This is a genomic window from Pseudoalteromonas sp. A41-2 (genome assembly GCF_015767615.1).
GTDB classification, from domain to species: domain Bacteria; phylum Pseudomonadota; class Gammaproteobacteria; order Enterobacterales; family Alteromonadaceae; genus Pseudoalteromonas; species Pseudoalteromonas lipolytica.
This window is the reverse complement of record NZ_CP065231.1, coordinates 122,952-135,000: the sequence shown is the minus strand read 5'-3', so window position 1 is coordinate 135,000 and position 12,049 is coordinate 122,952. Positions and strand designations below refer to the sequence as shown.

Below are 12,049 nucleotides of genomic sequence, written 5' to 3'. Positions count from 1 at the left end.
TGCTCTGACTGTGAAAAGCCAGGCATGTCTGTGTTTTCTAATATATAGGCCGTATGTTTATGGTAAAGCTTATATTCGATTAGCAAACCAATCTCATGCAATTTAGCCACAGTCTTTAACAGTGCAATCGCATTACTATCCATTGATTGCCATTGGTTCATTACACTTATTGCCAGTTGTTCCGCAAGTTGCGCTACTCGGCACGCTTGTTTTTGATCAACATGGTAACGATTCATTAAACCATCAACGGTGCGTTTGCGAATATCATGATTATGTAGCTCAGGCACCATGCTATATAACACACCTTCACGCAATGCACCGCGCGCAAGCCCCATTTGCTTTATTTCTAACGATTCAAATAAAGCAATAAGAATTGCAAGTCCAGATACAAACACCAAACGACGCTCTTCACTAAGACCAGGTAATTCAAGATCAGCAATGGTGTCAAACGTGACTGACTGTTCTTTAATTGCTAACAGTTTATCTAGCGTTAGTAACTCATCCTGGTTTTGCGCAACCATAATCTCTTGAATGGCTTGAACTGTACCGGATGCACCACTGGCAATCTCCCATCCAGCAGCTTTATATTCAGGTACAATATCTTCAACAACATCTCGCGCTGCTTTAATAGCGGTATTGAAATTTTTGTTACTCAGCTTTTGATCTTTGAAATAGCGCTCAAGGAAAGTGACACACCCCATGTTGAGGCTCTTATAATGCAACGCGTCAAAACCTTTTCCAATGACAACCTCAGTGCTTGCTCCACCAATATCAATAACCAGCTGTCGACCACCACATGAAGATGTATGAGCAACCCCTTTATAGATAGTCTTTGCTTCTAACTCGCCACTTATAACATTGATTTTATGGCCAAGGATTTTCTCAGCTTTTTGTTGAAATACATCGGCATTAATAGCAAGGCGCAGTGTTGCGGTTGCAACAATGGTGATATTTTTCTTTGGTATATCTTGTAAACGTTCAGCGAACAAGGCGAGGCATTCCCAGCCTCGTTGCATGGCTTCAGTACTTAGAACATTGTTTTCATCAAGTCCTGCTGCTAGCCTTACTTTGCGTTTGACTCGGCCAATAGTTTGTAGGCCGCCAGCCATCGATTTGGCAATCAGCATATGGAAGCTGTTTGATCCTAAATCGATAACTGCATACACATTTTTTTGCGGTTGAAGTTGCCCCACCGTTCAAAAACCTCTAGTTACTACTACGTCTTAAACAACGGCCAGTTATGATGACCGTGATTTTTGGTAACTATTATTTGGTCGACGTCCGTTGTTATTACGATTACGTGGGCCTGTTGAATAGTTCCGCTTTTTCTGAATAGTAGGCTTTGTTAAATCATCAAGCAATGCACTTTTATCATAATGTGATAATGGAATGCTGTGCTCTATGTATTCTTCGATTTCGTGAAGATTATAAGCATACTGTTCGCAGGCAAAGCTGATTGCATGACCTGATGCGCCAGCACGTCCTGTACGTCCAATTCGGTGTACATAGTCTTCACAATCATCTGGCAAATCAAAATTAAATACGTGACTTACTTCTGGAATATGTAAACCACGCGCTGCAACATCGGTCGCAACTAAAAAGTCTAAATCACCTTTGGTAAATTGCGCCAGAATTGACTGACGTTTTTTCTGGTTAACATCACCAGTCAATAACCCAACGCGATGCCCATCCGCCTTCATCCACGCATACACGTTTTCACAACTGTGCTTGGTATTTGCAAACACAATGGCTTTTTCAGGCCATTCTTCTTCAATTAAGGTTAACAACAACTTAATTTTATCATCTTGTGATGGATGAAAGAGCTCTTCCTGAATGCGCTTACCTGTTTTCACATCAGGTTCAATTTGTACATGCTCAGGATTAGTCATATGTTCAAATGCTAATTCCTGTACACGATACGATAAGGTCGCTGAAAACAATAAATTTAAACGCTCAGATGCTTCCGGCATACGTCTGAACATATAACGAATGTCTTTAATGAAGCCTAAATCAAACATGCGATCCGCTTCATCAAGCACAACAACCTCAATTTCGTTCAGGGTATAACAGCCCTGCTTATAAAGGTCGATAAGGCGTCCAGTCGTCCCAATTAAAATATCAACGCCTTTTTCTAGTTGTGCACGTTGTTTTTCATAATCTTCGCCACCATATACTAATCCTAAGTTAAGATTACAATGTGGCGCTAAAATTTTTGCATCTTTGTGTATCTGAATCGCCAGCTCCCGCGTAGGGGCCATGATCAGGGCTCTTGGATGTTTACTAGGTGCTTTGCTAGATTGTAATAACCGATGGCACGTGGCCGTTAAAAACGCCAACGTTTTGCCCGTACCTGTTTGTGCTTGGCCCGCAATATCACGGCCCTCACAAATAAAAGGTAGGCATTTAGCTTGTATGGGTGTGCAATATTCAAACCCATTTTCGGTTAAACCGGCAACCACTTCCGGTGCGATAGCAAAGTCTGAAAACTTTTTATCGGTCAAATGTGTCTTAGTCATAGCGTTTAAGCATAACGTTTAAACTTGCAATAAGAAACAAGAGTGTTTAAATACGCATTAAATATTTCGCCTAACTTATCGGAGATCGCAATGAGCGAGAAAATTATTCAATTAACTGACGATAGCTTTGAAGCTGACGTACTTCAATCAGACAAACCTGTACTTGTTGATTTTTGGGCAGAATGGTGCGGACCTTGTAAGATGATCGCCCCAATTCTTGACGAAGTAGCAGGCGATTTTGATGGTCGTGTTACCGTTGCAAAACTGAATATTGACCAAAATGCAGGCACACCACCTAAATTTGGTATTCGTGGTATCCCTACACTTCTTCTTTTCAAAGATGGTCAAGTTGCAGCCACTAAAGTAGGTGCCCTTTCTAAGACTCAATTAGTTGAGTTTTTAGAAAACAACATCTAATGAAATAATAAAAAAAGGGCTTTTTGCCCTTTTTTTAGCTTTATTTTGTTTAAAGACTGGACGCCTTGCTAGTGACCTGCTAGTTTATAAAGCCAACTAATCCTTAGTTATACCAACAAACCTCACTCATGTATCAAACGACGATTTTGAGTATGACAATTGTAATAAAGAACCCACCAATATGCATTTACGCGAATTAAAAGACAAGTCTATCAAAGAGCTTGTAAACTTAGCTGAGTCCATGGGGCTCGAAAACGTAGCCCGTTTAAGAAAACAAGACATTATTTTCGCCATTCTTAAAGCACACGCAAAAAGCGGTGAGAACATTTATGGCGGCGGTGTATTAGAAATCTTACAAGATGGTTTTGGTTTCTTGAGATCATCTGAAGCATCTTACCTAGCCGGTCCTGACGATATTTATGTATCTCCGAGTCAAATCCGTCGATTCAGCATGCGTACTGGTGACTCTATTTCCGGTTTGATTCGTCCACCGAAAGACGGTGAACGTTACTTCGCTTTACTGAAAGTAAATGAAGTAAACTTCGATAAACCTGAAAACTCACGCACTAAAATCCTTTTTGAAAACCTTACTCCACTCCACGCAAATGAACGTTTACGTATGGAGCGCGGTAATGGTAGTACAGAAGACATCACAGCGCGTGTACTCGATTTAGCCTCGCCAATTGGTAAAGGTCAGCGCGCACTTATCGTTGCACCACCGAAAGCAGGTAAAACGATGCTTCTGCAAAATATCGCCCAATCGATCAGTTATAACCAACCAGACTGTGAGCTGATGGTATTACTTATCGATGAGCGTCCTGAAGAAGTAACCGAAATGCAGCGCCTTGTAAAAGGTGAAGTGATTGCTTCAACATTCGATGAGCCTGCAAGCCGTCACGTTCAGGTTGCTGAAATGGTAATCGAGAAAGCAAAACGCCTTGTTGAGCACAAAAAAGACGTGGTTATCTTACTTGACTCAATTACACGCCTTGCTCGTGCATACAACACGGTAATTCCTTCATCGGGTAAAGTACTAACCGGTGGTGTTGATGCAAACGCATTACATAAGCCTAAGCGTTTCTTCGGTGCGGCACGTAACGTTGAAGAAGGCGGAAGCCTGACAATCATCGCGACAGCGCTTATTGATACTGGTTCGAAAATGGACGAAGTTATCTACGAAGAATTTAAGGGCACTGGTAATATGGAATTACACTTAAATCGTAAGATTGCTGAAAGACGTGTATTCCCTGCCATTGACTTTAACCGCTCTGGTACCCGTCGCGAAGAGTTGCTGACTAAACCTGATGAGCTACAAAAAATGTGGATCTTACGTAAGATCGTACATGACATGTCAGAAATTGATGCGATGGAATTTTTAATTGATAAACTGTCAATGAGCAAAACCAATGACGAGTTTTTCGATTCAATGAAACGTCAATAATCACATTTGAATGTTTTAAATAAATGCCTGTATTAAACAGGCATTTTTTTTGCCCAAAAGAAGCCCCTTTGATACCCATTCGCTGCATTCAATACTCTATTTGAAGCAAGTAATACCCCTGCCTACTCTTTTGTTATTTTGTTGTTCTAAATAAGAAATATCTATCACTGATAACAACCACTGTCACTTAGCCACGTGGGTAAGTGTTATTTCAGGTTAATATAAGTTCATAATATAAATGGAATTTCATTGAAAGCTGTTCTATAAATAATGAGATGAAATGCTTAGGAACACTCAATGACGCGCATTAAAATAGCAATCGCTCTGTTTTTAACAAGCTTACTGGGGTGTATTGCTAGTTTTGCTGTGTTTGATTTCTCTACTTCGGCTCTACTTATACTCAGTCTCTTTATCTGTGGACCGTGGGCAGTAATGATTTATAGTCTCTATTCGACAGACAAGCAGCAGCTGGACTTCTTAAATGACTTTGCGACGAATATGACCGCAGAGCAAGGTATTAACTTCTCCTTTCGTTTTGATGAAAATAACCCTAATTTACCGCAAGCATGCCATGCATTAAATGAAAGTTTAACCACAGTAGAGCACTTGCTCGGAGAGATTTATTGTTCTTCTGCGCGATTGCTCCCTATGGCGGATGCACTAAGAGACACTTATGCCTCTATGACCCAAAAAGCCACGATTCAAGATGCTCACGGTGTCGATCTCGCCATTACAATAAAGCGTACCATTGACGTATCAAGAGAGCTCGATCGAAGTTTAGAGCAAATTTATCATGCGGTTTCTAATGCCACGAATTCCGTAAAACAAACCCGTTTAGACACTGATAAGAGTCAATCAAGTTTATTAAAACTCGCCGATAATATTAATCAAACAAGCCAACAAATTGTTTTGCTCAAGCAAGATAGCGACGCAATAGGTTCTGTGATTGAGGTCATTAATAGTATTGCCGAACAAACTAACTTATTGGCTCTTAATGCCGCCATTGAAGCAGCCCGAGCAGGCGAGCAAGGAAGAGGGTTTGCAGTGGTAGCTGATGAGGTTCGAAACTTAGCTGCACGCACAAGCAAATCAACACAAGAAGTTCGAAATATGGTTGCTAAAATTCAGCATAATACTGAGCAAGCGAATCAGTTGATGCAAAAGGCATTAAAAGAAACAGAGCACACCGTTAAGCTATCTGACGAATCAACACGTGAAACAAATAAAATAGAACAAGCGATGTTAGCCATCGATGCTTTATCAGAAAGTATTCACGCACAAGTTGCACTGCAAAGCCAAATGTCTGATGAAGCACAAGCAAGTATTGACTCTATGGTTGAAATTAACTCAGATGCATTATCCAGCACACAAATTCAAGCCGTTTCAAGTAAGGATCTCGTTAATCTCGCACATTCAATAGATAATAAGTTGTCGATGTTTAAAGTGACCTACCCTAGCATTGATTTAAAAAAGCGAGTAGACCGCTCACGATTCATCAATGACGAAGAAATAAAACAAGCTCAAGATGGTGATATTGAGCTATTTTGAGCTAAACGTGTGCAGTGCATAAGCTCGAGTAGTTGCGTTACTAAGTGATTAATTTCAAACGCTGTCTTGTTTTTTATGGCCAGCTCGAGTGCTAAAGCACTGTGTGCAATATCATCTAAGGCAAACATTTTTGCAGCCCCTCCAATTCGATGAGCATCTTGTTGTAAGCTCATTAAATCATCCGCTGAGAAATGCTGCTGAATCAAGTCCGCTTCGTAGGCAAAACTATTGATAAAGCTAGTGACAAGATCACGCGTATCGGGCATTGAATTAGCTAGTTGAGAGGTACTTTTACAATGCTTTGCAAGCTGCGTGTAAAACACTTTTTTATCGATTGGCTTAGCAAGATACCCAGTAAAACCCGCTTCTAAATAACCTTCAATTTGGTGGCTAATCGCATTCGCAGTTAATGCGTATACAGGTTGAGTAAAGCCACATTTTTGTAATAGCTTCAATGCGCTTAAACCATCAAGTACTGGCATTTGAATATCGAGTAACACCACATCTGGGAACTCTTTTAAACATTGCTCAACAGCCTGCTCACCATTTTCTGCTGTAATGACTTCTAGCCCCATAGATTCTAAATAACGGCAAATTAAGCGTCTGTTATCTGGGTGATCTTCGGCAAGTAATACTTTGCCTGACAATCCTTTAGAAGCTGAGTGTGTAATCGCTTGATTGTCATCAATATACGCCGCAGGCTCAAGTTCTTTACAGGGTAAGTAAAAAGAGAACTCACTGCCTTTATTCGCCTCGCTCTCAACACTGATGTACCCGCCCATCATCATCGCCAATTGCTGCGACAAGCTAAGTCCAAGCCCAGTACCACCAAAACGACGACTAATACTGTTATCACCCTGACTAAAGCAATCAAAAATTAGTTTCAATTGCTCAGCATTCATGCCAATGCCGGTATCTCTAATGCGAAACACAATGCCTTGCTCGACGCGCGATACATGTAACTCAACTTCTCCTTGCTGAGTAAACTTGATGGCATTCGCGCATAAGTTTATTAATATCTGTTTTACACGCGTAAAATCTAAGTAGCTGAAAAACTGCTCACCAAGTTGATTTTGAAACGCAAATTTTAATCCTTTCTCTTTCGCCTGACCGCTCAGCATAGAATGCACATCTGTCAGTAATTCCACTAAGTTGCCCTCTTCTAAGTTCAACTCAAGTTTATTCGCCTCAATCTTACTAATATCAAGTACATCATTAATAAGCTCTTTTAAGTGATCACTTTGTTTTTGAATAACCGCAAGTTCTTCATTCAACTTCTCAGGCTTATAAAGACCATTCATTAAATGATCGGTTTGACCAAGAATAGCAGTCAGTGGAGTGCGGATTTCATGGCTAATATTGGCAAGAAACTGACTTTTGATATCATTTGCACTACGCAACTGCTCTGCAATTTCTTCAAGTTCTTGGGTGCGCTTAGCCACCATTAAAGAGAGTTGCTCCTTCGCCTCTTTTTCAATCTTGCGTCGGTAAATAGTAATTCCTGTCACAACAATCATTACAAACAAAATGAACAGCATGATCGTTAGCTGGCGTTGTTTTGACATTTCAAGCTCTTGCACATGCTGATGTTGCTTAAGATCGACAATTTCTTGATTTAACTGACTGGCTTGAATTTGGCTTTGTAGTTTACCCAATGATTTTAAAAGCTGTTCATTTTTAGATGCATTCATTTTGCGAACAAAGCTATCAAAGTATGACACTGCACTTTCAAAGTCTCCTTGACCCGCTTTTATCAATGCATGCATACCCAAACCATCGAGTACTCTGAGCTCATCTTTATACTCTTTCGCCATACTAACAGATGTGTTAAGCGTGACTTCTGCTTCAGGTAACTTCCCTTGTAACAGCTCGATTTTCGCTTGTGATAATAACCCCGCTAACTCGAGCCCCTTATTATCAATTTGCTTTGCGAATTTTATCGCTTTTTCCGTGTGACTTAAGGCCATCTCAAGATCGCCCGTTCGCAAGTACACGTTAGCAATGTTACCGTGTCGAGAGGACAGGTAGTATGCATCATTCGTTTCTTGGTAATGGCGCAAAGCACGCTGGTAGTAATGCAATGACAGTTGATACTCACCAAGCTCTGAGTAAGCCACTCCCATATTGCCATAAGATTGAGCGATACCATCTTCATCATTAAGCTTTTGAAAAATAGCCAGTGCTTCTCGATACATATCCAGTGCAATATCGTAGCTAGACAAACGGATATAAATACCCGCTATATTGTGCAAAATATCCGCTTTATCTTGTGCTGTTCCATATTTATCGTAAATCGTTTTCGCTTGTTTATAATAATCAAGCGCTTGATTCATATTAAACATATTGAAGTAAGCAAGACCAATATTACTCAAAAGGTTAGCTTCAGAAATTGGCTGCTCCATATTTCTTGCAACACTCAAGGCACGCATATACGCACTCACGGCTTGCTGCATTAACCCTTGATAATAATAGGTCACACCTTGCATTTTAAGAGCTTGAAAATAACGTTGTGGATGCTCTTCAAAAGAGGTTGATGTTGCAGCCAGTTGATAGTGTTCCACTGCAGCAGAGAAATTATCTTTCTCTAGTGCAAAGTCAGCTAACTGTAGATAAACCTCTAATTTTTCATCGGATGTGATATTAGGTGCGGCTAGCAGCTTTATTGAAAGTTGTTTTTTCTCATCCCATTGCTGTGATTGCGTAAACTGCTCAAACAATGAGTGAGATGAAAAACTAGGAGACGTAAAAAACAAACAGACACACGCGAGCGTTGAATAAAGCAAGCTGAGGCGCAATGTGATGTACATATGTTTATATCCCTAAAAATCAACCAAGCGTGCATTAGCAGAACTCGCTAAAGCATCGCCAAATGCATTCCTTTAAACCTAAAACATGATCGTAGTTTCAATAACGCAGCTGTGTTAGCGTATATACTTTAAGATTACACTAAACATTGGCCTACGAACAATGGTTAACCCACTGATTGATGAGATTTTTTACCTTCTCCTACGACAGTCTACTTGGAAGGTGCATACGCTAGCCAGCGCGCTGGGAGAGACGAATTACCTTAAGCAACTCGATGAAGACCCGCAAAAAGACCTCTTTAAACGTAATTTTCTAATTATGAACGGATTGTATCAGTTACAAGCACAGCTAGCCCCGACCCAGCGATTAGAGATTGCATCGCTTCATATAGAGCTTATAGATACATGCCCTACAGACCGTCCAGAAAAAGACGATCCGCTAAGAGCATATTATTTAGATTGGCAAAACTATGACACGTCACGAGACGCCATTGATGCATTACTTGACCAATTTTGGCAGCGTTTTAGCACACACAATCGCTTCTGTCTTACTCAAGTATCAGCTGAGCAACTTTACCCGATCATACAACACTGGCAACTCCCTGCAGATTATTCATATAGAGAGCTGCAAAAACGGTGGCGACAACTCGCCTTAAAGTATCACCCTGATCGACAAGGTTCTGCTACCAAGTTCAAAAAAATACGACAAGAATATGAGCAACTCAAGGCGAATTGCTCACATTAATTTTAGCGCGTTAATCGACGAGCTCGTATTTTACGCTTTTTAATATTACCTTCTGTTAATTTACGCAGAGCAGGCTTAACAGCAGCACGCTCAACAGCAATAAAGGCAACATTATCAAGTACATTTATTTTACCAACTTGGTGTCCCGCGATCCCTTCTTTACCCGTTAGCGCCCCTAAAATATCACCCGCACGAATTTTCTGCTTTTTACCTGCATCAATCATAAGCGTTGCCATTGTAGGCTTATAAGCTGGCTTTTCTAATAAACTAAACGGCGGAATAGGCTCTGGTTCAAAATCTTTTTCATAGTGATCACCTATTTGTGCCACTTTAAACTGCTCAGCTTCACCATAAATTGAACAGGCAATCCCTTTTTTACCTGCACGCCCGGTGCGGCCCACACGATGCACATGTGTTTGAGGGTCATGTGCTAAGTGGTAATTCACCACCATATCCATATCATTAATATCAAGCCCGCGTGCAGCAACATCCGTCGCGACTAAAATTGAGGCGCTTTTATTAGAAAAACGAATTAATGTACGTTCTCGTTCTCGCTGTTCTAAATCACCATGCAATGCGACGGCACTAAATCCTTCAGCAAAAAGGTCATCACAAATTTGCTGAGTCTCAACTTTCGTGTTGCAGAACACCACACAACTTTCTGGCTGAAACTTTAACAGTAAAAGTTTTAAAGTATTAAAGCGCTGCTTGTTATTATCAAGTTTGTAAAAGTACTGTTTTATTGTGCTCTTTGCCTGCTCTTCTTCAACTTTGATTGTCTCAGGATTGCTCAATACACGCTCTGCAATTGCTGCTATTGATTTCGGATACGTCGCACTGAACAATAATGTTTGACGCTGGGCTGGAATGCATTCAACAATCGCATCTAAGGTATCTTGAAAACCCATGTCGAGCATTTGATCGGCTTCATCAAGCACTAAAGTTTCAACATCATCTAAGCGCAATGTCCCTTTACGAATATGGTCATCGACCCGCCCTGGTGTACCTACGATAATATGTGCACCATGTTCAAGCGAACCAATTTGCGGTCCAATTGATACGCCACCACACAAAGTAAGTACTTTAATATTGTGAATACTACGCGCTAACTTACGGACTTCTTCTGCAACCTGCTCAGCTAATTCACGCGTTGGGCAGAGAATTAATGATTGGATTCGAAAACGTTTAACATTTAATTTAGCCAGCACGCCTAAACTGAATGCAGCAGTCTTCCCTGAGCCAGTTTTAGCTTGGGCAATAATATCTTTTCCTTGCAAAATGACCGGCAAACTTTGCGCTTGCACTGGCGTCATTTGTGAATAACCTAAGGTCGATAAATTATCGATTAACTCTTGCGGCAAAGCCAACGATGAAAAAGCAGTAGCAGTCACAGTAACATTCCAAACTTGATAGTGGAGGGATATCCTCGAAGATTCAGAGGATCATAGCAGAGAATGGATTTATTCTCTAAGTGAAAAGCCTTTCATACTGAAATTCATATTTGGTTACAGTTTGCATCTTTATAACTTGCTGCATTTGTTCTAGTTTGTAGTTATTACCAAGGAAGACACTATGCTACTTTTTAATACTGCTGCTGCTGATGTTTTTTACAAACAACCTAAAACATGCCCCCACTGTCAAAGCGAGCATTATTCATTAACCAATCACAGCAAGATACTGCGTTTTACTATTTTGCCAGTTATCCCACTATCAATCAGTTATCAGCGCCAGTGTGATGATTGTGGCTATATGACTCCCGTGTCTTGGTACGCACTTCCTACTTTAGAAATGCTCTCGATTATTAAGTACTTTGCCGGCGTGTTACTTTTAGGCTATTTTTTAATTCAAACTGTGCTTGGTGTTCATCAACAAACTACGAACGAAGTTAGTTATATAAATAAGCCAAAACTGTTCGACACGTATTTTGTCCACGCTGACAAATTTACCGACACCCCAAAACGGATTAATAATTTAAAAGTGGCGCAACTGGTTGAATTTGATAATGACAACATGACCTTTCGTGTCGGTAATTACACCTACAAATATAATAAAGACATTGAAATTGCTATGCGCACAAGCATGTTGGTCCAAGATAATTATTTCTCAAGTAAAACCATGACCTTTCGCAAAGAACAAATACAGCAATTTTATGAAGACAACAGCATTTACAAAATCATGCGCCCTGAGCTTTATAGCTTATTCGGAGGCTTTGTAATGCACCCACCAAAGCCGAAACCCTTATATACCGGCGTAAAACTTGATAAGCACAATCAAGAAGGTATCACTTATTTTAAAGATGGGCTTTACACAGAAGCGCTAGACAGTTTTACGCTTTCTGCAGAGGGGGGGTATTCGTGGGGGCAACTTAACTTAGGGCAAATGTATCGCGATGGTCAAGGCACTCAAAAAAGTCTAGAAAAAGCGGCCTATTGGCTCAATAAAGCCACACAACAAGGCAACCTCAAAGCTAAAATTGAACTTGCTGAATTATGCCTAAGCTACGACTGCAGTAATTTAAACACAAATTAAATCCACTTTTTATAACATCCAATAAAGTAAACCAATGAATAACAAACGC

The 12,049-nt window shown here is 40.4% G+C and carries 9 protein-coding genes (1 of these 9 running past the window's edge); 5 read left to right on the top strand and 4 right to left on the bottom strand.

The window, feature by feature from the left end:
- Positions 1-1,193, bottom strand: the 5' portion of a protein-coding gene (gene gppA / locus IT970_RS00685; protein WP_036974452.1) for a guanosine-5'-triphosphate,3'-diphosphate diphosphatase. The gene continues 301 nt to the left of window position 1, outside the view; only the first 1,193 of its 1,494 coding nucleotides appear in the window; its start codon is at positions 1,191-1,193; its stop codon lies beyond the left edge, outside the window.
- A 45-nt stretch (positions 1,194-1,238) separates the two neighbouring features.
- Positions 1,239-2,516: an ATP-dependent RNA helicase RhlB gene (rhlB, locus tag IT970_RS00680; RefSeq protein ID WP_036974450.1), complete on the bottom strand. Its 1,278-nt coding sequence runs from the start codon at positions 2,514-2,516 to the stop codon at positions 1,239-1,241.
- 90 nt (positions 2,517-2,606) lie between these two features.
- Between rhlB and trxA the strand changes: the two genes are divergently transcribed.
- The 3 genes from trxA to IT970_RS16075 all read left to right on the top strand — a co-directional run bounded on the left by trxA (position 2,607) and on the right by IT970_RS16075 (position 5,922).
- On the top strand, positions 2,607-2,933 hold the full coding sequence (gene trxA / locus IT970_RS00675; RefSeq protein ID WP_036974472.1) for a thioredoxin TrxA: 327 nt from the start codon (positions 2,607-2,609) through the stop codon (positions 2,931-2,933).
- A 181-nt stretch (positions 2,934-3,114) separates the two neighbouring features.
- On the top strand, positions 3,115-4,374 hold the full coding sequence (gene rho, locus IT970_RS00670; RefSeq protein ID WP_036974448.1) for a transcription termination factor Rho: 1,260 nt from the start codon (positions 3,115-3,117) through the stop codon (positions 4,372-4,374).
- Between the two features lie 297 nt (positions 4,375-4,671).
- Entirely contained in the window at positions 4,672-5,922 is a 1,251-nt protein-coding gene (locus tag IT970_RS16075) for a methyl-accepting chemotaxis protein (protein ID WP_196857512.1), read from the top strand.
- Here IT970_RS16075 and IT970_RS00660 read toward each other — a convergent pair.
- Positions 5,895-8,729 carry a tetratricopeptide repeat protein gene (locus tag IT970_RS00660; protein WP_196857511.1) on the bottom strand — a complete coding sequence of 945 codons (2,835 nt, stop codon included), beginning with the start codon at positions 8,727-8,729 and terminating at the stop codon, positions 5,895-5,897. The two genes, IT970_RS16075 and IT970_RS00660, sit on opposite strands and share 28 nt — an antisense overlap.
- A 160-nt stretch (positions 8,730-8,889) precedes the next feature.
- On the opposite strand from IT970_RS00660, the gene IT970_RS00655 reads away from it, so the two are divergent.
- Complete coding sequence (locus IT970_RS00655; protein WP_182395961.1) at positions 8,890-9,471, top strand: DNA-J related domain-containing protein; 582 nt, start codon at positions 8,890-8,892, stop codon at positions 9,469-9,471.
- A gap of 2 nt (positions 9,472-9,473) precedes the next feature.
- Here the strand turns inward: IT970_RS00655 and dbpA are convergent, their stop codons facing one another.
- A complete protein-coding gene (gene dbpA / locus IT970_RS00650) occupies positions 9,474-10,862 on the bottom strand; it encodes an ATP-dependent RNA helicase DbpA (RefSeq protein ID WP_196857510.1) in 1,389 nt (462 codons plus the stop codon).
- Positions 10,863-11,043: 181 nt separating this feature from the next.
- Between dbpA and IT970_RS00645 the strand changes: the two genes are divergently transcribed.
- Entirely contained in the window at positions 11,044-12,000 is a 957-nt protein-coding gene (locus IT970_RS00645; RefSeq protein WP_196857509.1) for a tetratricopeptide repeat protein, read from the top strand.
- The last annotated feature ends 49 nt before the right edge of the window (positions 12,001-12,049 follow it).

Coding starts and splice junctions, on each gene's coding strand:
- trxA (WP_036974472.1), top strand. CDS start 2,607: ATGAGCGAGAAAATTATTCAATTAACTGACGATAGCTTTGAAGCTGAC.
- IT970_RS00660 (WP_196857511.1), bottom strand. CDS start 8,729: ATGTACATCACATTGCGCCTCAGCTTGCTTTATTCAACGCTCGCGTGT.
- IT970_RS00655 (WP_182395961.1), top strand. CDS start 8,890: ATGGTTAACCCACTGATTGATGAGATTTTTTACCTTCTCCTACGACAG.
- IT970_RS00645 (WP_196857509.1), top strand. CDS start 11,044: ATGCTACTTTTTAATACTGCTGCTGCTGATGTTTTTTACAAACAACCT.
- rho (WP_036974448.1), top strand. CDS start 3,115: ATGCATTTACGCGAATTAAAAGACAAGTCTATCAAAGAGCTTGTAAAC.
- rhlB (WP_036974450.1), bottom strand. CDS start 2,516: ATGACTAAGACACATTTGACCGATAAAAAGTTTTCAGACTTTGCTATC.
- IT970_RS16075 (WP_196857512.1), top strand. CDS start 4,672: ATGACGCGCATTAAAATAGCAATCGCTCTGTTTTTAACAAGCTTACTG.